Genomic DNA, 19,609 nt, shown 5'->3' with positions numbered 1-19,609 from the left:
GTTCGCCGAAGTCGTGCCGGCCGCAGCCGCTGCTCAGGCGGCGCGTCGGCGGATGCGCAGCACGTGGCGATGCCGCCACAGGTCGATGCACCACATAATCGTCGCGGCCACGGCGAGCAGGTAGGTGTAGCTGGCGAATTCGTTGTCCTGGCCGTGGTTGCCGGAGAGGCTGCTCAGCACCGCGGCGCCAAGGTAGAGCGCGACCCAGATCAGGCGCGGGCTGAAGCCGGGCCTGGTGATGTTTCTTCGGGCCAGTCGCCGCAGTGCCAGCCAGACGGCGGCGACCAGTGGGATCATGGCCAGCGGGTTGTGCCCGGCCGGTATCCATACGGCCAACCCGACGCCGCACAGCGCGGGTACCAGCAACAGGTTGAGCCACGGCCAGCGGGCCGGCTGGTGCTCCGGCATCGCATGCCAGTCGTCGAGCGGCAGCAGGGCCATCCATGCGGCCCAGATCAGGCACAGTACGAAGGCCGCGCCGACGGTGAATTCCAGGGCGCCGAAGGCGAAGCGTTCGGGTGGAAGACGGGTCAGCACGCCGAGCAAAAGACCAAGCAGCAGGCTACCCAGCAGGGTCGCGATGCAGCGGATGCCGCCCAGGATCAGCCGCGGCTTGCTTACCTGGCGACGATCCGCGGCCTCCAGCCAGAACCGTACCTGCTTGCTGTCGCACACGGACGGCAGGTCCCGCGGGTGCTGCAGGCTCAATTGCAGGATGAGCCGCGCCAGCCGGCTGGCGGCATTCGGCCACAGCGCGGTGGGAATCGCGCCGGTCCAATGGAAGGGGCGTTCCAGTTGCTGCAGCTGGCGATCCAGCCGCCGCCGCTCCCGTCCGCGGGTATTCCATCCACGTATGCCCAGCCGGGTGGCCAGGGCGTCGCGATGGGCCGGCTGCAGTTCCCAGGCCAGCTGCATGCGGCGCTGCAGGCGTTGCAGCGCCAGCGGGTCGTGGCCGGAGCGCGCGTGGTTCATGTCGAAGAACGCCAGCAGCGTGTCCAGGCATGCTGCCGGCATCGGCGGCGCGTCGCGGTAGAGCCGGGCGAACAGTTCGTGGCCGACCTGCGCCTTCAGTCGCAGCGACCACAGTGCCGGTTGTTCGTCCAGCCAGGCGCGCAGCTGCGGTGCATCGCCGGCATCGGCCATGGTCAGCAGCTCGTTGCAGAAGCGTTCGAAGGGAAATGGCGTCGGCACGGCAGGCCGGGCCGGTTCGGCGCGCAGGGGAGCGGGGCTCGGCATCAGCGGCGGTGTCGGCGGCGTCGCGGGTGCGGCCGTTGCCTGGAGGATGCTTGCCGGCTCGGTCACGGGTTCGATGGCGCGTGCCGGGGTTGGTTGTGGTGGCCGCTCGCGACATACGGCCAGTGCGGCCTGGTAGATCGCATGCAGGCGCTGGAAGCCTTCCGGGTCGCTGTCGGGCCGGGTGTGGCGCAGGCGTTGCGCGTAGGCGCGCTTGACCATGCGCTCGTCGGCGTCCGACGGCAGCCCGAGTTGCTCGAAGGGCGACATCAGGCCTGTTGACATCAGGCCTGTTCCAGCGCGTCCAGGGCGTGTCCGAACTCGCGCCGGTGTTCGCGTATCAGCATGTCGTCCTGGGTCTCGATGACGGCGCGGAAGCGGGCGATCCAGCCCTGCAACTGCTCGCGTGCCTGCAGGTGTTCCTCGTACAGGCGCTCGGCGCGGGCGAGCAGGGCGATGTTTTCCTGCTTGTCGCGCGGGTGCACCTTCAGTTCGGCCAGCGCGGCCAGCCGCTGACGGACCTGTTCCGGGTCGAGCAGCTGGCCGGGGTTGCGTTCCAGCAGCAGCTCGTAGTGTTTGCCGGTGGCCTGGACCGTGGCCTCGACCTGCAGTACGCCATTCACGTCATAGGTGAAACGCAGGTTCACCGCGTTCTGGTCCGAGGGCAGGCTCGGGTCGATGTCCACCTGCAGTTCGCCGAGCTTGATGTTGTTCGTCACCATCGGGTTTTCGCCCTGGTAGACGTTCAGGCGCAGCGTCTTCTGTTGCGGGTGGGTGGGCCAGAACGCTTCTTCGCGGCTGGTCGGTACGACGCTGTTGCGATGGATGATCGGGTGGAAGAAGCCCGACTGCAGCTGTCCCTCGCCATCGCGGCGCGCGACTTCGGTGCCCAGGGTGTACGGGCAGACATCGGTCAGGATCACTTCGTCCAGATGCTGGTCGCGCGCCTTCATGCCCGCGGCGACGCAGGCGCCCAGCCCGACCGCCTCGTCCGGATGCAGGTGGCGCAGCGGCAGGCGGCCGAACATGCGCGAGACCATGCGGGCGATCATCGGCATGCGGCTGGCGCCGCCGACCAGCACGATCTCGTCGATCTGCTCGGGCTGCAGGCGGGCATCGCGCATCGCGCGTTCCAGCGGGGTGCGCATGCGTTGCAGCAACGGCTCGGCGAGCCGGGCGAAACGGTCCTGGTCGATGCGCCATTCGACCGTACGCTCGCCCAGCTGGCCGCCGACCTGGACCTCGGTGCGCTGGCTCAGCTCGCGCTTGGCGGTTTCCAGCCAACGGCGCAGTTGCCCGCGCTGTGCAGCGGACAACGTGTCGGCGCCGAGGCCGAGGTCGCCGAGGCAGGCGGTTTCCAGCACGTCCAGGAAATCCTCGCCGCCGAGGAAGTTGTCGCCGGCGCTGGCATGCACCTCGACCACGCCCTCGAACATTTCCAGCACCGACACGTCGAAGGTGCCGCCACCGAGGTCGAACACCACGAAACGGGACCCGTCCGGGCGCTCCTGCAGGCCGTAGGCCAGCGCGGCGGCGGTCGGTTCGTTGATCAGCCGTTCGACGCGGATGCCGGCCAGTTCGCCGGCGGTGCGGGTGGCCTTGCGCTGCGCGTCGGAGAAATACGCCGGCACGCTGATCACCGCTTCGCGCACGGGTTCGCCAAGGGCATTCTGCGCGTCGTCCAGCAGCGCGCGCAGTACCAGTGCCGAAAGCTCTTCGGGGCGGAACAGCCGATCGCCCAGGCGGGTTTCGCGGGCGCTGCCCATCCAGCGCTTGAAGTTGGCGACGGCCTGGCCGGGATGGCTGACCAGACGGTCGCGCGCGGCCTGGCCGACCAGCACATGGCCATCGTCGTCCATGGCCACCACCGAGGGGGTGAGTAGGCTGCCCAGCGGGTTGGCGAACAGGCGCGGGCCGCCTTCGTCGTAACAGCCGATGAGCGAGTGGGTGGTGCCAAGATCGATGCCGACGATCATCCGTTGGGTAGTTCCTGTGGCGGTGCCGAAGTCTTTCGTTGCTTACATGCGGAACACGCCGTAGCGCTGCGGCTCGATCGGCGCGTTCATCGACGCGGAGATCGCCAGCCCCAGCACGCGGCGGGTATCGGTTGGGTCGATGATGCCATCGTCCCACAGTCGCGCGCTGGCGTAATACGGATGCCCCTGGCGTTCGTACTGTTCGCGGATCGGTGCCTTGAAGGCGTCCTCCTCGTCGGCGCTCCACTGCTTGCCGGCCGCTTCGATGCCGTCGCGCTTGACCGTGGCCAGCACGCTGGCGGCCTGTTCGCCGCCCATCACACTGATCCGCGCGTTCGGCCACATCCACAGGAAGCGCGCGCCGTAGGCGCGGCCGCACATGGCGTAGTTGCCCGCGCCGAAGCTGCCGCCGATCACCACGGTGAACTTGGGCACGTGCGAGCAGGCCACCGCAGTCACCATCTTGGCACCGTCCTTGGCGATGCCGGCCTGCTCGTATTTCTTGCCGACCATGAAGCCGGTGATGTTCTGCAGGAACACCAGCGGCACGTTGCGCTGGTTGCACAGCTCGATGAAGTGCGCGCCCTTGAGCGCGCTCTCGGCGAACAGGATGCCGTTGTTGGCGACGATGCCCACCGGGTAGCCGTGGATGTGCGCGAAACCGCAGACCAGGGTCTTGCCGTAGCGCGCTTTGAACTCGTGGAACTCCGAGCTGTCGACGATGCGCGCGATCACCTCGCGGATATCGAACGGCCGGCGCGTGTCCTGCGGGATCACGCCGTATAGCTCTTCGACGGGGTACTTCGGTTCGGCGGGCTCGCGCAGCGCCAGCGACATGGACTTGCTGCGGTTGAGGCTGGCGACGATGTCGCGCGCGATGACCAGCGCGTGGGCATCGTTCTCGGCGAAGTGGTCGGCTACTCCGGAAATGGACGTATGGACGTCCGCACCACCCAGTGTCTCGGCATCGACCACCTCGCCGGTGGCAGCCTTCACCAGCGGCGGGCCGCCGAGGAAGATGGTGCCCTGCTCGCGCACGATCACCGTTTCGTCGCACATCGCCGGCACGTAGGCGCCGCCGGCCGTGCATGAGCCCATCACCACCGCGATTTGCGGAATGCCCAGGCCGGACATGCGCGCCTGGTTGTAGAAGATGCGGCCGAAGTGTTCCTTGTCCGGAAACACCTCGTCCTGCAGCGGCAGGAAGGCGCCGCCGGAGTCGACCAGGTAGATGCAGGGCAGGCGGTTCTCCAGCGCCACTTCCTGCGCGCGCAGATGCTTTTTCACCGTCATCGGGAAATAGGTGCCGCCCTTCACAGTGGCATCGTTGGCCACCACCACTACTTCGATGCCGTTGACGCGACCGATGCCGGTGATGATGCCGGCGGCAGGGGCGGCGCCCTCGTACATGCCATGCGCGGCGAGCGGCGAGAGCTCCAGGAACGGCGAGCCGGGGTCGAGCAGTGCCCGGATGCGTTCGCGCGGCAGCAGCTTGCCGCGCGCCACGTGCTTGTCACGTGCCCTGGCGCCACCGCCTTCCGCCGTGCGCGCCATCTCGTCGCGCAGGTCGTCGGCCAGAACGCGCAACTGCGCCTGGTTGGTCTGGAACTCGGGCGAACGGGGATCGATCTGCGAGGCGATCACGCTCATGGACAGTCTGCCGTGCAAAATAAAACTGCGATGATACCGGTGGCTACGGGCGGGCCAAAACGCACCGCCGCAAAGAAGGGGGGCGTGACGACTGCACGTCGTCTGGCGACAGGCTTCCGGGCTGGCACATGTCTCATGTCGCAGGCCTGTTCCGCTCTGGCAGACACGCATAAAAAAATCGGCCACCCGGAGGTGGCCGATTCGTGTGCGTGGGATGCCGGGTCGATTACTTGCCCGAGCTCTTCATCGCATCCTTGGCCTTGGCAGCAGCGTCCTTGGCGGCGCCGGCGGCGTCCTTCGCAGCGCTGGCGGCACTGGTGGCAGCGGACTTCATGGCGTCGGCAGCGGACGGAGCCGTGGAGGCGGGAGCCGGGGCGGTCGAGGCCGGGGCAGCAGCCGGAGCGGCGGCAGTGGAAGCGGTGGTCGGTGCAGCGGCAGCAGCCTTCTGTGCCTGGTCGGCAGCCTGCTGCGCCTGGTCAGCCGACTTCTGGGCTTCCTGCGCAGAATTCTGCGCGCCGTTGCTGCAAGCCGCCAGCAGCGCAACGAACGCAGAGGCGAGAAGGGTACGCGTCAACTTCATGGTGGATCTCCTTAGCCGTGGAATGCCGAATGGCCCGATCATTAAAGCGCTTTCCCCCGTAACACGCCACAGGTTTCGCGGCCTGTTCCGGGGGAAATCAACAAGGCGGTTATCCGGCTTTCACGAATGGCAAACAAACTGCCAGACGGGTAATCCAGACGGCTGAGCGCCGGTCATCAATCCAGGCATTCGACCGCGATGGCGGTGGCTTCGCCGCCGCCGATGCACAGCGAAGCTACACCGCGCTTCAGGCCGCGTGTCTTCAGGGCATTGAGCAGGGTGACGATCAGCCGCGCGCCGCTGGCGCCGATCGGGTGACCCAGCGCGCAGGCGCCGCCGTTGACGTTGACCTTGGCGTGCGGAATGCCCAGTGCCTTGATCGGCGCCATTGCCACCACGGCGAACGCCTCGTTGATCTCGAACAGGTCCACTTCGTCGACCGTCCAGCCAGCCTTTTTCAGAACTTTCTGAATGGCTTCAACCGGTGCGGTGGTGAACCACTCCGGTTCCTGCGAATGGGTGGCGTGGGCCACGATGCGGGCCAGCGGGGTCACGCCGCGTGCCTTGGCGTCGTCGGCCGAGAGCAGCACCATCGCGGCGGCGCCATCGGAAATGCTGGACGAGCTGGCCGCGGTGATGGTGCCGTTTTCCTTGCGGAAGGCCGGCCTGAGCGTGGGGATCTTGCTGACGTCGGAGCGGCCCGGCTGTTCGTCGGTATCCACCACCACGTCGCCCTTGCGGCCCTTCACGGTGAACGGCACGATCTCGCCGGCGAAGGCGCCCGACTGCTGGGCGGCCTTGGCGCGGTTCACCGATTCGATCGCGAAGGCATCCTGGTCCTCGCGGGTGAAGTGGAACTTGTCGGCGCACAGCTCGCCGAACACGCCCATGGCCTTGCCGTCGTAGGGGTTGGTGAGGCCGTCCCACGCCATGTGGTCGACCAGTTCGCCGTTGCCGTAACGGATACCGGTACGGGCCTGCACCATGTGCGGCGCGTTGGTCATCGACTCCATGCCGCCGGCGACCACCACTGCCGCCGAGCCGCCCTTGATCAGGTCGTGGCCAAGCATCACCGCCTTCATGCCCGAGCCGCACACCTTGTTGATGGTGGTGCAGCCGGTGCCGACCGGCAGGCCGGCCTCCAGCGAGGCTTGACGCGCCGGGGCCTGGCCCAGGTTGGCGGGCAGCACGCAGCCCATGATGACTTCACTGACCTCGCCCGCGGCGATGCCGGACTGCTCCAGCGCGGCCTGGATGGCGGTGGCGCCCAGCTTCGGCGTGGGGACACCGGTGAACTGGCCGAGAAAGGAACCGATGGCGGTGCGCTTGGCACCGGCGATGACAACATTGACGTCCGACATGGGGGATCTCCGCATGAACGTGAGGGACGGGCTGCGCCCGTGAAACTCTTGGATTATCGCAGCCCGCACCGGGACCGGGCAAACGGCATCAGGCCGTTCATCGGGTACGAATTGCCCTATTTTTCGATTACGCCGGCGGGCTGCGGTTATGCCAGACTGGTGCAAGGAGCCGGCGACATGGGCTGTCTCGTCGACCGACCGCGACTAGGGATGGATGGGTGAGGGGATCGGCATATGAAGAAGCTGATGCATGGTGTCGGCGGCCAGAAGGCATGGCTGGCCGTGGCGATTTCGCTGGCCTTGAGCGCCTGCGGTGGGGGCGGGAGCGGCGGGGTCAAGTCGGGTTCCAGCAGCTCCACCGGCTCGAACCCTTCTTCGTCGAGCAGCGTCACGCAGCCGCCAGTCGATGCCCAGCTTGCGCTCACCGATACCTATGCCGCCCATGACCAGGGCTACACCGGCGCCGGTGTCACCATCGGCGTGGTGGACAGCGGCATCATGCGCAGCAACCCCACGGTGGCCGGACGGGTCTCGCAGGAGCTGATCTACGTCGACTCGACCCAGAACAACACCACGATCGACGACGTGGTCGGTCACGGTACCTGGGTATCGGAGATCGCCGCGGGTGCGGCCTGGGCGAGTTTCCCGGGCGGCATCGCGCCCAGCGCGAACCTGGTGTCCGCGCGCATCATCAGCGACAACGCACCCAGCGACAACGGTTCGACGCCTCCCTCGCAGGTCAGCACCACCGACGCGCAGTTCTTCGCACAGGTCAACCAAGACCTGATCAGTGCCGGCGTGAACGTGATGAACAATTCCTGGGGCGGCATCACCTGGTCCAGCACCGACACCACAGTGACCCAGGCCTTCCACGACGCCTACGCCGACTTCGTGCTCAACCACAACGGGCTGGTGGTGTTCGCTGCCGGCAACGACTCACAGGCCAACCCGAGCACCATCGCGGCCCTGCCCAGTCTCAGCCAGGCGGCGGACCTGGAGCAGGGCTGGCTGGTGGCGGTGGCAGTGAACAGCAACGACCCCACCCAGCTCGACGGGTACTCCAACAAGTGCGGCATCGCGATGGACTACTGCCTGGCCGCACCGGGCGACGTCATCGTGTTGGACAAGAACACCACCAGCACCACCACCAACCCGAGCTACTACATCGTCGAAGGCACCTCGTTCGCGGCGCCGCAGGTGTCCGGCGCCGCCGCGCTGGTCTGGCAGGCCTACCCGTACTTCAGCAACGACCTGGTACGGCAGACCCTGCTCGGCACCGCCGACCCGCTGGGCGGCTCGCAACCCAACCCCACCTTCGGCTACGGCGAGCTGGACGTGGGCAAGGCGGTGAACGGACCCGAGCAGTTCAACTGGGGCGATGTCACCGTCAACTTCAGCGGCGTATCGAGCTGGAACAACCCGATTTCCGGTAGTGGCGGGCTGATCAAGCAGGGCACCGGCACGCTCAATCTCACCCAACCTTCCAGCTATACCGGCCTGACCCAGGTGCAGGGGGGCACGCTTACCGCGGTGTCGCTGGCCGGCAGCGTCGACATCGCCGCCCAGGGCACGCTTGGCGATACCCACAACATCGGCGGCAACGTGAACAACAGCGGCGCGCTGGTGGTCGGTGGCGGCAATGTCACCATCAACGGCAACTACGTGCAGCAGGGTGCTACCGGCCGGCTGGCTGTCTCGCTGGGTTCGGCGCTGGAGGTGAACGGTAACGCCACGCTTTCCGGCGGTGACCTGTATGTCTATGGCGCCGACGCCGGTTACACCGTGAATTCGCATACCGACGTGCTGACCGCGAAAGGCGGACTCACGGGGACTTTCAGCGCCCTGGATACCTCGACCAGCGTGGCCTTGACCGCCACCATCAACTACGACGCGAACGACGCCTGGCTCGACGTGCAGCAGGTGAACCTGAGCGCGATCCAGGGGCTGACCTACACCGCCGCCAGCTTCAGCGCCGCCCAGCGCACGCAGAATGCGTTCACCCAGATCAACAGCCAGTTGCTGGGCTCGGCCAGCGGCACGCCGGCGGCGAGCAGCGCCTTCATCGCCGGCGCGGCGAGCCTGCAGCATGCGGTGTCCACGGCGGTAATGCAGCAGTCGCTGGAAAGCCTTTCCGGCCAGCTGCACGCGGCCAGCGCCACGATGGCGTTCGAAGCGATCGATGCCGATACCCGCGCGTTGTCGCAGCGTTTCGATCAACTGCTCGATGCGCCGGAACTGGCCGGCCATGTCGGCGGCTGGACGCAGAGTTTCGGCGACCACGGCACCCTTTCGCGCAGCGGCTACGGCGATGTCGGTTTCGACCTGGGCGGGAACCTGGTCGGCAGCGACAGCCGCATCGGCAGTCGGGGCGTGATCGGCTATGCCATCGGCCAGAGCCATGGGCTGGGCCGGCTCGCCGCAAGTGCCAACCAGGGCAGCAGCCGGGCGCTGGAAGGCATGTTCTACGGCGGCATGCTGCAGGGCTCGTGGTACGCCATGGGGCGTGTCGGCATGGGCAGTTACCGTGAAGACATGCAGCGGCGGCTGACCCTTGGCGGCGCGTCGACCGGGGTGGCCAGCTACAGCCACGGCCAGTACCAGGTGGCCTACGGCGAGAGTGGCTATCGCCTGGAACTGGGAGGCATGCGCCTGACGCCTTACCTCGACCTGCAGTATGCGCGGTTGCGTCTCGACGGCTTCACCGAAGGCGGCGGCTATGGCTTCGGCCTGATGGCAGGCACCCAGCGCGTGCAACGCTGGCAGGCCGGGGCGGGCCTGCGCGCCACGCACCAGTGGATGTTGCCCGACGGCAGCCGCCTGAGCCTGCATGGCAGCCTGCTGTGGCAAAGGGCTTTCGCGGTTCAGGGCGACGTGCTGGACGCCAGCTTCACCGGGCTGCAGCAGTGGGCACCGGTCGACGGTATCGGCCTGTCACGCTACGGCGGTGCAGCCGGCCTCGGGCTGGACTGGCAGGCCACCCCGCGTGCCGACCTTGCGCTGGACTACCGGCAGCAGGTGGACCAGCACCTGCATGCCAGGCAGGTCGCGCTGAGCTACCGCTGGCGGTTCTGAGGCCGTCGGCAGTCGGCATCCTGTCCCGTTGCGGGCAGGGCGCCCGCCTGCTTACGCCTTGCCGTGGAACAGCTCGCGTCCGATCAGCATGCGGCGGATCTCGTTGGTGCCGGCGCCGATCTCGTACAGCTTGGCGTCGCGCAGCAGGCGGCCGGCAGGGAACTCGTTGATGTAGCCGTTGCCGCCCAGTGACTGGATCGCTTCCAGCGCCACCTTCACCGCATTGGTGGAGGCGTTGAGCAGGCAGGCGGCGGGGTCCACGCGCGACTTGGTGCCGGCGTCGAACTGCTGTGCCACCATGTAGGCGAAGCCGCGCGAGGACTGCAGCGCGGTATACATGTCGGCCACCTTGGCCTGCATGATCTCGAAGGTGCCGATCGGCGCGTTGAACTGCTTGCGCTCGCGCACGTAGGGCAGGGTCAGGTCCAGCGCCGCCTGCATCAGGCCGATCGGGCCGCCCGAGAGCACCAGCCGCTCGGTGTCCAGGCCGCTCATCAGCACGCGGACGCCTTCGTTCACCTCGCCGACGATGTTCTCCGCCGGAATCTCGCAGTTGTCGAACACCAGCTCGCAGGTGTTCGAGCCGCGCATGCCCAGCTTGTCCAGCTTCTGCGCGGTACTGAAGCCCTTCATGCCCTTTTCGACGATGAAGGCGGTCATGCAGCGGCTGCCGGCCGCGCGCGGCGCGGTGCGCATATAGACCAGCAGCACGTCGGCGTCGGGACCGTTGGTGATCCACATCTTGGAGCCGTTGGCCACCCACACGTCGCCCTTCAGCTCGGCCTTGCAGCTCATCGAGCCGACCACGTCGGAGCCTGCGCCCGGTTCGCTCATCGCCAGTGCGCCCACGTACTCGCCCGAGCTCAGCTTGGGCACGTATTTCTGCCGCTGCGCCTCATTGCCGTTGTGGAAGATGTTGTTGAGACAGAGGTTGGAGTGCGCGCCGTAGGACAGGCCGACCGAGCCGGACGCGCGCGAGATTTCCTCCATCGCCACCATGTGCGCCAGAAAGCCCATGCCGCTGCCGCCGTACTCGGCCGGGATGGTGATGCCGAGCAGACCCATCTCGCCGAACTTGCGCCACAGGTCGGCGGGAAACAGGTTGTCGTGGTCGATCTGCGTGGCGCGGGGAGCAATCTCCTTTTCCGCAAAGGCGTGCACGCTGTCGCGCAGCAGGTCGAGGTCTTCTCCGAGCGGGAACGGGCGCATGCGAAATTCCGTGGGGTGGCGGGTCAGCCCGTAATGATAGCCGGGCAGCCGCGACGCAATGTCATGCGTCGCAGCATGGGCATCGTCAGCGCCGGTCGCCGATTTCGGTCGCCAGCTGCGCCACGCGGCGGCACTGCCCGGCGATCAGGGTCAGTTGTCCGAGCACCAGCCGGGCGGTCTCGCCGGTCGACGATGACGGTTCGGCCAGCTCCCCGCCAGGTGCGGCAAGCATGTCCGCCCAGCGTGTCGGTTCAGCGGTCTGCAGGTGTCGGGCCAGCTGTCGCAGGGCCTCGACGACCTGCGCGCCGGCGCTGCCGACCTGCGTGTCGTCGCCGGACGCGATGATGATCTGCCGGTGCGCGCCCAGCGCCGACAGGTGGCCGAGCAGGGCGTGGGTGGCGGCCAGGAAGCGCAGCAGCAGGTCGCCATCGCGCTGTTGTCCTGGCTCGCGCAGCACGGCGAAGGCGACCCCGCTGAGGTTGGCGTCGGCGTTGTGCGCATCGCGCCGGGCGATGCGGTAGGCCAGGTCATCGTGCCGGCCGTGGGCGTACTGCGCCAGGATCTGTGCCAGGTAGTCCGCGTCGCTGCGGATCGCGTCGGCCAGCACCAGGCGCAGCCGCCGCCCGTGCCAGTCGGGCATTACGAAGCGGATCGCCAGCGCGGCGATCAGCGCGCCGGCGACCGTGTCCAGCAGTCGCGGCCACATCACGGTCTCGCCGTAGCCGAGCTGGTTGAAGCACAGCACCACGAATACGGTGATCATAGCGGTGGCTGCGGCATATCGGCGCAGGCGGAACGCGAAGAAGCCCATCCCGGTGATCGCCACCAGTGGCCACTGCCAGGGGCCGGGCGGCATCAGCCGCAGCGCGGCCCAGCCGAGCACCAGGCCGGCCACGGTGCCGGCGACACGTTCGGACAGCCGCCGGTAGGTGGCGGCATAGCTGGGCTGGCACACGAACACGGTGGTCAGGATGATCCAGTAGCCATTGCGCGGATGCAGTGCAAGCAGCACCAGATAGCCGGCCAGCAAGGCCAGCGCCAGACGCACCGCATGACGGAAGCGGAACGACTGCGGCGTCAGCTGCAGGCGGATGCGCGCCCAGCCCTCGGCCAGCGATTGGGGGGCGGGGTCCTGCAGCGGGTGGCGGCTGTGCTGCTCGGGCACACTCGCTGCGGCTTCGTGGTCGAGCAGCCGCTGGATCGCGCCCAGGTTGCGATACAGCGCATCCAGCGCCTGGCGGATGGCGGGCGTCGGCGGTACCGGCTGGCGGCCGAGTTCGGCGATCGCGCTGCGTACGTCGTCCAGTGCCTCGTGCGCGCGATCGTCCTGCGGCAACGGGCCGCGCAGCCGCAGGTGGTCGGCATGCTGGCGGCACTGGCCGGCCTGCCGGCGCAGCAGGTATTCGCAGCGGAACAGCACGTCGCTGTGGAACAGCGAGTGCGCCAGTTCGTCGTAGGGATGCACGGCCGAATGGGCGCGCTCGTGGATGTCCTGGGCCATGAAATACAGCGCCAGCCGCTGTGCCGTGGCACCGCGTGGACGGCGGTTGCCGATCCGGTCGATCAGCAGGATGCGCATGTCGTCGAGTGCCTGCACCACACTCTCGTTGCGCCGTGCCGCCGCCAGTGCCAGTGCCCCGCGATCCACTCCGCGCACCGGTGCGAACAGCGCCGCCTTGGCATCCAGATAATCCGCCAGCGCCTCGAACAACCGGGCCAGCGCATGGCGCACCGCCTGCTGCGGCAGCAGGGCGCTCCACACCAGCGACAGCACGCCGTACCAGGCGGCACCAGCGAGCAGTTCCAGCGGCATGCGCAGGAAGCCGCTGCGGCTGCCGACCGCGTCGCTGGCGATCATCGCGTAGACGACCAGGATCAGTGTGGCGCCGGCGATGGTGTTGTAGCGGCTGCTGGCCGCACCCAGCATCACCAGCAGGAAGGTGATCAGCGCCAGCGCCGGGGCGAACGCCCAGGGGAACGGCAGCAGCCATTCCACGGCCAGCGCGGCCAGCGCGAAACAGGCCAGGGTCAGCAGCAGTGTGCCGAGCCGGTTGCGCCAGTGATCCTCGGTTTCGGCCAGCGCGCAGGCGATCGCGCCCAGCATCAGCGGCACCGACTGGGTGATGTGCCCGGACGCGAGGCTGTAGGCCACGATGCCGCCCAGCGACAGCAGCACGCGCAGACATTCGGCGAAGCGGTCGGAGCCGAGCATGCGGCGCCAGCGGGAGACGAAAAGGGAAGGGATGCTCACGCTGCGAGGATACGCCAAGGGCGGGGCCGCGAGCGTCGCATCGTGCGGCCGGCGCGAGCGATTGCCCGCGCCGGCCGGGGGCTCAGTGCACCTTGGCCAGCTTGGCCTTCAGGTCCACGTCGGACATCAGGAAGCCCACGCGGCATTCGTAGTTCTTCGGGTCGCTGTAGGTCTGGCCGTTCTGTACGCTGACGATGTCGGTCACCGCATTGGCACCGGCTGCCTTGGCCGCCGCCTGCAGGCTGATCAGCGCCGACTGCATGGCCCAGTCGCAGCTGGTCTGGTCGGACTTGCCGAAGGCGTTGGTCTTCTTGTGCGTGGTGATGTTGTCGTTGACCACGCTGACCCGTCCATGCGGTGTGTTGCCGGCAAGGTAGAACGTCACGCTGCCGTCCAGCTTGCCGCTCTGCATGCCGGCCTGGACGGCATGTTCGAACGCGAGGTGGACCGTCTTGTCCTTGGCCAACACGGCGGTGGGCAGGGTGGCGATCAGCAGGGCGGCGAGGCCGAGGGTCTTTGCATTCATGCGATGGTTCTCCTTGGGTTGGGTCAAACGGTTCAGCACAGCCCGCCATTCACGGCCAGGACCTGGCGGGTCACGTAACTTGCGTCCTGGCTCATCAGAAACTGCACGGCGGCGGCGACTTCCTCGGCGGTGCCCATGCGCTGCGCGGGTATGGCCTTGAGGATCTCGCTGACCGGCACGTCATCGTCCAGCATGTCGGTGTCGATCAGCCCCGGCGCCACGCAGTTCACGGTGATCTGGCGCTTGGCCAGTTCCACCGCCAGTGCCTTGGCGGCACCGATCACACCCGCCTTGGACGCGCTGTAGTTGACCTGGCCACGATTGCCAATCAGCCCGGAGACCGAGGCGATGCAGACAATGCGTCCCGGCGCACGGCGGCGGATCATCGGCATCACCAGCGGGTGCAGCACGTTGTAGAAACCGTCGAGATTGGTGCGCAGCACGCGGTCCCAGTCTTCGTCGCTGAGCGCGGGAAAGGCGGCGTCGCGGGTCAGTCCCGCGTTGCACACCACGCCATAGGGCGCGCCATAGGTTTCCATGTCGGCTTCCAGCACGGCACGGCAGGTTTCGCGTTCGGCAATGTCGAACTGCAGGATGCGCGCATCGCGGCCCATCAGGCAGATCTGGTCGGCGACCGCTTCCACTTCGTCGCGGCGTGAGCGGCAGTGCAGGATCAGGTCGTAGCCGGCACGGGCCAGGCGCAGCGCGATGGCACGGCCGATCCCGCGGCTGGAACCGGTGACCAGGATGGTGTCAGTCATGTGGGGGACCTCCCGCGATGGCGGCGAAGAAAGCGTCCGGATCGGGCGGACTGAAGACATTGAGGCGCGCTTCGGCATGGCCGCCGGGTGCATCGATGCGGCAGGCGAACACACCCATGCCGTTGGCGTCGTGGAAACTGCGAACTGCTTCCACGCGCAGTTCGGTACCGGGTGCGAAGCCGTCCACGTCGCAATGGTACTGCCGGGTGCCGAGCAGGAAGCCCAGCCGCACGGGCTGGCCTTCGCGCTGCGCCTGCAGACCGGCCCAGGCGGCCACGGCCTGCGCCATCAGTTCCACGCCGGCCCAGGCCGGCAGCCCTTCCGCGTCCTCGAACAGGCCGTCTGCGCGAACCGTGCGGCGGCACACGATATGTTCGTCGTCGCCTTCGATCACCGCGTCGAGCAAGACCATGTTGCCGGCATGCGGCACCAACGTGTCGAGCGGCGGATAGGCGGGCGCGCTCATGCGGCGTCTCCCAGGATCAGGCTGGCATTGTTGCCGCCGAAGGCGAACGAATTGCTCATCAGCCGGCATGGACGGCCCGCGGCGAGACGGTCACCCACGCGCACGAAATGCAGCGCCGGCAGCTGCGGGTCGGTTTCGCCGTCGGCGACCTGCGGCGGCAGGCGGCGCGCAGCGGATTCGTCGGTGAGGCTGAGCCAGCAGAACGCGGCTTCCAGCGCGCCGGCCGCCGCCAGCGTGTGGCCGGTCAGCGCCTTGGTGGAAGCGCAGGGCACGCCGTGCGGAAACACCTCGGCCACTGCGCGGCTTTCCATGCGGTCGTTGTGCTCGGTGGCGGTGCCGTGCAGGTTCAGGTAGTCGATCTGTTCCGGCGCCAGCTGCGCGTCCTGCAGGGCCGCACGCATTGCCGCGACGGCACCGTTTCCGTCCGGGTCGGGCGCGGACATGTGGTAGGCATCCGAACTGGCGCCACCGCCCAGCAGTTGCACCGGGCCCTGCTCGCGGGTCATCAGGAACAGCGCCGCCGCCTCGCCGATGTTGATGCCGCGGCGTTCACGCGCAAACGGCTTGCAACGTTCGTGGTCCATCGCCTCCAGTGCGTGGAAGCCGTTCAGCGGCAGCCGGGCCAGCGTGTCCACCCCACCGCACAGCACAGCGTCGCAGAGACCGGCATCCAGCATCCGTCGCGCACTCAGCAAGGCGCGTGCACCGGCGGTGCACGCGGTGGAAATAACATGGCAGGGGCCGGCCAGGTCGAGCCATTCGGCCAGGAACTCGGCTGGGCCGGCCAGTTCCTGGTGGGCATAGCGGTAGTCGTCGGGCCAGCGGCCGTGCTCACGCCACGCGGCCACGCCGGTGGTGGCTTCCTCGATGCCGCCGGTGCTGGTGCCGATCACCACGCCGACGCGGTCGCTGCCGAAGCGTGCGATCGCCGCGCGGATATCCGCCTCGAGCTCCTGCGCCGCAGCCAGGGCCAGCCGGTTGCAGCGGTTGTCGCGGTGGTCCGACCACGGCGCGTGGATGGCCGGCAGTGACGTGCGCACCGCACCCATCGGCGGCGCATGGCCGGGAATCCAGCCCGCTTCGGCGCGCAGGTTGCCGGTGTCGCCGGCGAACAGTGCCGCGGCCACCGCAGCCTTGCCGCTGCCCAGCGTGCAGGTCACGCCAAGAGCGTTGAGATACGCGCTGCTCACGTGGCGCACTCCGGCTCGGGCAGCGGTTTGCGTGCGGCCACGTTGACCAGGGTTTCCTCGCGCTGGCCCGGCGGTGGCGGCGCACGCAGGCCCAGCCGTTCGAGCAGGCCGAAATCGCGGGCGCGGCTCCACCACAGGTAGGGCAGCGAGACGTTCGCGTCGTCGAAGACGAAGCCCTGCGCGCGCACCATGGCCAGGTATTCGTCGGCACTCTTCTGCACATGCATCGGGTGACGGAAGAACCAGCGGATCACCCAGGTATCGATGTAGGCCCGGGTGGACTCGGCGAACAGCAGCCAGCCGCCCGGCTTCAGCACACGCCAGAATTCGGCCAGCGCCTTTTCCTGTTCGACCAGGTGGTGGAAGGTCTGGTGGCAGAACAGCACGTCGACGCTGGCATCGGGCAGGTCGATCCGCGCGCAGTCGGCGGCGATCAGCCGTACGTCGATACCTTCGCGTTGCGCCTCCGCCCGGGCGCACGCCAGGCTGTGCGGATCGGCGTCCAGGCCGATCAGTTGCGCAGGCGCGAATGCCTCGCGCAGTAGCCGGAACGACTTGCCCTGGCCGCAGCCGGCATCCAGCAGGGTGCCGCCCTGCGGCAGTGCTTCGCCGGGCAGGCGCCGCAGGTCGTTGATCGCCACGCGCAGCACATGGTGCTGCCAGGTGTGCGTGGCAAGGAAACGGAAACCGATGCGGGTTTCTTCGACATAGGTGGCGCTGGCGTAGGTCATGGATGTCGTATCAAACGTTTTGATCGTCACGATCACGAATGATCGCCGGAAATGACACCGGCCATGCAGCGCTCCACCGCCTCGACGAAGCCGGGGGGCGAGACCAACTGCATGTCGCCGTCGGCGAGCCGCACGGCGACCTGTACGGTGCTGGCCCGGGTCATGCGCTCGCCGCTGGCGGCGTCGCTGATCAGGTAGTGCAGTTTCAGCCGGTTCTGCCATTCCACCAGTTCGGCACGCACGCGCAGGCGCTGGCCGAAGCGGGCGGGGCGCACGTAGCGCAGCTGCGCGTCGATCACCGGCCACATGTAGCCCTCGGCCTTCATCTGCGTGTAGTTGTGGCCGATGTGGTCGAGCAGCGCGCAGCGCGCCACTTCCAGGTATTTCACGTAGTGCCCGTGCCACACCACGTCCATCGAATCGACGTCGTAGAACGGCACCACGATTTCGCTGTCAACGTGCAGCACGCCGCGGGTTCGCATCCGCATGATCCTCCCCGTCGGGTTGCCAGTAGGCATAGAAATTGAACCACTGCTGCGGTGCCAGCAGGCACAGTCGGGCAAGACGCTCGGCGTAGCGTTGCGCCCATCCGGCAATGGTCTGTTCGCGCTGGCCGCGTATCCAGTCGGCCGAGTCCAGGAACGGTTCGAGCCGGATCTGGTAGCGGCCGCCGATCTTCAGGCAGCACATCAGGTTCACCGGGCAACGCAGCAGGCCTGCCATCAGCCACGGTCCCTGCGGGAACGCGGCGCGATGGCCCAGGAAATCCACCGTGACACGGCGGCCATCGTTCAGCGGCACGCGGTCGCCGGCGATCGCCAGCCATTCGCCACGATCCAGCCGTTGCGACAGGTCCAGCATCAGCGCCGCATCCATCTCGCTGACCTGCAGCAGCCGCAGCTGGCGGTCGCCGGCCTCGCTCTGCAGCTGGTTGAAATGGGCCACGTGGCGGGTATGCACCAGCACGTTCAGCGGCACCTGTTCCTCCATCTCGGCCAGCGCACGGCACACGTCCAGGTTGCCCAGGTGGGTGCAGACCAGGATCTGCCCGCGCCCGCCGTGCAGGCTCTGACGGAGCTTGCCGCGCACGTCGCCCGGGTCGTGCAGCTGCACCTGGGCGATGCCCAGCTTGCCGCGCCACACGTCGAGGCGGTCGAGCAGGCTGTCGGCGAAGGCCATGAACTGGCCGAACACGCGCCGGGTGGTGGGGCGCAGTTCGGGGCGTCCGCTCCACTCGGCCAGATAGGTCTGGTATTGCCGGACGTGACGCCGCGCGCGGCGCCCGAACACGAAGAAGTACAGCACGATCAGGTACAGCACCGGGGTCAGCGGGCGTCGGCCGAAGCAGCGTATGGCGAAGGCGGTCAGCCGCATCAGCGCGAAGCTGCCGCGCTCCTTCTGCGCGGCCCAGTGCGGTTCCTGCATGCGCGTGGCGTTCACTCTGTGGACTCCACCAGCAGGCGGCCCGACGAACAATGGGTGCCGTCGACGCGGTAGACGAAATGCAGCTTGCCGCGTGCGGGATCCATGCGCAGTTCCAGTTCCACCACCTCGCCGGGGCGGATCAGGCGCTGGAACTTCAGCGCCTCCATCGCGCGACAGCGGGACGCGATGCCGAAGCGCGGCGCGGCCAGCGCCAGTGCCCACTGCACCTGCAGCACGCCGGGCAGCACCGGCGCCTGCGGAAAGTGGCCATCGAAGTGGGCCAACGTCGGCGGGATGCGCAGGCGCAGCGTGTGCACGCCGGCGTCCTGGCGGTCGTCGAGCAGCTCGGCCTCGCGCGGTGGGTTCATGCAAAGCGCTTCCGCATGCGCTGGCGCAGCAGCCACTCGCCGACGAACAGCACGCCCATGATGAAATAGGCGAGCAGGCCGTTGTAGAGCGTCCACCAGGTCAGCGGCGCCCACAGCGTGAGCGCGGCCGAGACCAGGCCGTTGAACACGAAGAAGCCGACCCAGACCTGGGTGACCTTGCGCGTGTACGGCACCGCTTCCGGCGGCAGTTCGGGCTCGCGCATGCGCGCGATGCGTTCGACGATGGGCGGGCCGTAGACCAGGCTGAGGCCGAAGGTGGCCAGCAGGAACACGCTGATCAGGGTCGGGTACCAGCGCAGCAGCCGCGCTTCCCCGGTGACCGCCAGCAGCACGCAGTAGGTCAGCGCCACCGCCACCATCCAGCGTCCGCCCGGTTCACGCAGCAGGGCCGGCGCGCGGATCAGCCAGATCGCACCCAGCACCAGCGCGAACACCGGCGGCGCCACCTTCTCCATGCCGAAGTAGACGACGAACGGATACAGCACGCCGATCAGCGGCAGCAGGATGGAAGTCAGTCGGCGCATGGGGGCCGCTGGCTGGCGACGTAGCGGGCGAGGTTGGCGACGGTGGCGAAGTGCTCGCGTGCATGCTTCGCGTCGGACTCGACACGGATGCCGTACTGCTTCTGCAGGGCCAGCGCCAGTTCCAGCGCGTCCACCGAGTCCAGCCCCAGTCCATCGCCGAACAGCGGCTGGTCGGGCGAGATGTCGGCAGGCTGCAGGTCTTCCAGATTCAGCGTGTCGATGATGAGCCGGGCGATGTCCTGTTCCAGCGCGGCGTGGTCGTTGA

General features: G+C 68.0%; 18 protein-coding genes. 1 reads left to right on the top strand and 17 read right to left on the bottom strand.

Features of this window, described 5'->3' with window-relative positions:
* Positions 1-33: 33 nt before the first annotated feature.
* From RA164_RS11065 to RA164_RS11045, 5 genes are all read right to left on the bottom strand, one after another.
* On the bottom strand, positions 34-1,518 hold the full coding sequence (locus RA164_RS11065; protein WP_329740909.1) for a J domain-containing protein: 1,485 nt from the start codon (positions 1,516-1,518) through the stop codon (positions 34-36).
* Positions 1,518-3,209, bottom strand: a complete 1,692-nt coding sequence (locus RA164_RS11060) for a molecular chaperone HscC (RefSeq protein ID WP_329740908.1) — start codon at positions 3,207-3,209, stop codon at positions 1,518-1,520. The genes RA164_RS11065 and RA164_RS11060 overlap by 1 nt, the downstream gene beginning before the upstream one ends.
* Before the next feature lie 42 nt (positions 3,210-3,251).
* Entirely contained in the window at positions 3,252-4,859 is a 1,608-nt protein-coding gene (locus RA164_RS11055; protein ID WP_329740907.1) for a carboxyl transferase domain-containing protein, read from the bottom strand.
* Positions 4,860-5,085: 226 nt separating this feature from the next.
* Entirely contained in the window at positions 5,086-5,439 is a 354-nt protein-coding gene (locus RA164_RS11050; protein ID WP_329740906.1) for a hypothetical protein, read from the bottom strand.
* A gap of 176 nt (positions 5,440-5,615) precedes the next feature.
* Positions 5,616-6,800: a thiolase family protein gene (locus RA164_RS11045; protein ID WP_329740905.1), complete on the bottom strand. Its 1,185-nt coding sequence runs from the start codon at positions 6,798-6,800 to the stop codon at positions 5,616-5,618.
* Positions 6,801-7,034: 234 nt separating this feature from the next.
* Here RA164_RS11045 and RA164_RS11040 point away from each other — a divergent pair, with 234 nt between their 5' ends.
* A complete protein-coding gene (locus tag RA164_RS11040) occupies positions 7,035-9,872 on the top strand; it encodes an autotransporter domain-containing protein (protein WP_329740904.1) in 2,838 nt (945 codons plus the stop codon).
* A gap of 51 nt (positions 9,873-9,923) precedes the next feature.
* Here RA164_RS11040 and RA164_RS11035 read toward each other — a convergent pair whose 3' ends face one another.
* The 12 genes from RA164_RS11035 to RA164_RS10980 form a co-directional block, all read right to left on the bottom strand.
* On the bottom strand, positions 9,924-11,081 hold the full coding sequence (locus RA164_RS11035) for an isovaleryl-CoA dehydrogenase (RefSeq protein ID WP_329740903.1): 1,158 nt from the start codon (positions 11,079-11,081) through the stop codon (positions 9,924-9,926).
* Positions 11,082-11,166: 85 nt separating this feature from the next.
* Positions 11,167-13,332, bottom strand: a complete 2,166-nt coding sequence (yccS, locus tag RA164_RS11030) for a YccS family putative transporter (protein ID WP_329740902.1) — start codon at positions 13,330-13,332, stop codon at positions 11,167-11,169.
* Between the two features lie 82 nt (positions 13,333-13,414).
* Positions 13,415-13,858, bottom strand: a complete 444-nt coding sequence (locus RA164_RS11025; RefSeq protein WP_329740901.1) for an excinuclease — start codon at positions 13,856-13,858, stop codon at positions 13,415-13,417.
* A gap of 32 nt (positions 13,859-13,890) precedes the next feature.
* The gene (gene fabG / locus RA164_RS11020) at positions 13,891-14,619 is read right to left on the bottom strand and encodes a 3-oxoacyl-ACP reductase FabG (protein WP_329740900.1); all 729 of its coding nucleotides are present in this window, start codon (positions 14,617-14,619) and stop codon (positions 13,891-13,893) included.
* Entirely contained in the window at positions 14,612-15,085 is a 474-nt protein-coding gene (locus RA164_RS11015; RefSeq protein ID WP_329740899.1) for a hotdog family protein, read from the bottom strand. Before RA164_RS11015 ends, fabG begins: the two co-directional genes overlap by 8 nt.
* Positions 15,082-16,275, bottom strand: coding sequence for a beta-ketoacyl-ACP synthase (locus RA164_RS11010; RefSeq protein ID WP_329740898.1), 1,194 nt, complete (start codon positions 16,273-16,275; stop codon positions 15,082-15,084). The genes RA164_RS11015 and RA164_RS11010 overlap by 4 nt, the downstream gene beginning before the upstream one ends.
* Complete coding sequence (locus RA164_RS11005; RefSeq protein WP_329740897.1) at positions 16,272-17,006, bottom strand: class I SAM-dependent methyltransferase; 735 nt, start codon at positions 17,004-17,006, stop codon at positions 16,272-16,274. The genes RA164_RS11010 and RA164_RS11005 overlap by 4 nt, the downstream gene beginning before the upstream one ends.
* Before the next feature lie 32 nt (positions 17,007-17,038).
* Positions 17,039-17,488, bottom strand: coding sequence for an acyl-CoA thioesterase (locus tag RA164_RS11000; RefSeq protein WP_412731103.1), 450 nt, complete (start codon positions 17,486-17,488; stop codon positions 17,039-17,041).
* On the bottom strand, positions 17,460-18,446 hold the full coding sequence (locus RA164_RS10995) for an LpxL/LpxP family acyltransferase (RefSeq protein WP_329740895.1): 987 nt from the start codon (positions 18,444-18,446) through the stop codon (positions 17,460-17,462). Before RA164_RS10995 ends, RA164_RS11000 begins: the two co-directional genes overlap by 29 nt.
* Entirely contained in the window at positions 18,443-18,799 is a 357-nt protein-coding gene (locus tag RA164_RS10990; RefSeq protein ID WP_329740894.1) for a 3-hydroxyacyl-ACP dehydratase FabZ family protein, read from the bottom strand. Before RA164_RS10990 ends, RA164_RS10995 begins: the two co-directional genes overlap by 4 nt.
* Positions 18,796-19,344, bottom strand: a complete 549-nt coding sequence (locus RA164_RS10985; RefSeq protein ID WP_329740893.1) for a COG4648 family protein — start codon at positions 19,342-19,344, stop codon at positions 18,796-18,798. Before RA164_RS10985 ends, RA164_RS10990 begins: the two co-directional genes overlap by 4 nt.
* Positions 19,332-19,592: a phosphopantetheine-binding protein gene (locus RA164_RS10980; protein ID WP_459553955.1), complete on the bottom strand. Its 261-nt coding sequence runs from the start codon at positions 19,590-19,592 to the stop codon at positions 19,332-19,334. Before RA164_RS10980 ends, RA164_RS10985 begins: the two co-directional genes overlap by 13 nt.
* Positions 19,593-19,609 lie beyond the last annotated feature (17 nt).

Source organism: Dyella sp. A6 (assembly GCF_036320485.1).
Classification (GTDB): Bacteria; Pseudomonadota; Gammaproteobacteria; order Xanthomonadales; family Rhodanobacteraceae; genus Rhodanobacter_A; species Rhodanobacter_A aluminiiresistens.
This window is presented reverse-complemented; position numbering and strand designations above follow the sequence as displayed.

What these genes read in the sequence shown, in the direction of transcription:
- RA164_RS11065 (WP_329740909.1), bottom strand. Translation starts at nt 1,518, where the DNA reads ATGTCAACAGGCCTGATGTCGCCCTTCGAGCAACTCGGGCTGCCGTCG.
- RA164_RS11060 (WP_329740908.1), bottom strand. Translation starts at nt 3,209, where the DNA reads ATGATCGTCGGCATCGATCTTGGCACCACCCACTCGCTCATCGGCTGT.
- RA164_RS11055 (WP_329740907.1), bottom strand. Translation starts at nt 4,859, where the DNA reads ATGAGCGTGATCGCCTCGCAGATCGATCCCCGTTCGCCCGAGTTCCAG.
- RA164_RS11050 (WP_329740906.1), bottom strand. Translation starts at nt 5,439, where the DNA reads ATGAAGTTGACGCGTACCCTTCTCGCCTCTGCGTTCGTTGCGCTGCTG.
- RA164_RS11045 (WP_329740905.1), bottom strand. Translation starts at nt 6,800, where the DNA reads ATGTCGGACGTCAATGTTGTCATCGCCGGTGCCAAGCGCACCGCCATC.
- RA164_RS11040 (WP_329740904.1), top strand. Translation starts at nt 7,035, where the DNA reads ATGAAGAAGCTGATGCATGGTGTCGGCGGCCAGAAGGCATGGCTGGCC.
- RA164_RS11035 (WP_329740903.1), bottom strand. Translation starts at nt 11,081, where the DNA reads ATGCGCCCGTTCCCGCTCGGAGAAGACCTCGACCTGCTGCGCGACAGC.
- RA164_RS11025 (WP_329740901.1), bottom strand. Translation starts at nt 13,858, where the DNA reads ATGAATGCAAAGACCCTCGGCCTCGCCGCCCTGCTGATCGCCACCCTG.
- fabG (WP_329740900.1), bottom strand. Translation starts at nt 14,619, where the DNA reads ATGACTGACACCATCCTGGTCACCGGTTCCAGCCGCGGGATCGGCCGT.
- RA164_RS11015 (WP_329740899.1), bottom strand. Translation starts at nt 15,085, where the DNA reads ATGAGCGCGCCCGCCTATCCGCCGCTCGACACGTTGGTGCCGCATGCC.
- RA164_RS11005 (WP_329740897.1), bottom strand. Translation starts at nt 17,006, where the DNA reads ATGACCTACGCCAGCGCCACCTATGTCGAAGAAACCCGCATCGGTTTC.
- RA164_RS11000 (WP_412731103.1), bottom strand. Translation starts at nt 17,488, where the DNA reads ATGCGAACCCGCGGCGTGCTGCACGTTGACAGCGAAATCGTGGTGCCG.
- RA164_RS10990 (WP_329740894.1), bottom strand. Translation starts at nt 18,799, where the DNA reads ATGAACCCACCGCGCGAGGCCGAGCTGCTCGACGACCGCCAGGACGCC.
- RA164_RS10985 (WP_329740893.1), bottom strand. Translation starts at nt 19,344, where the DNA reads ATGCGCCGACTGACTTCCATCCTGCTGCCGCTGATCGGCGTGCTGTAT.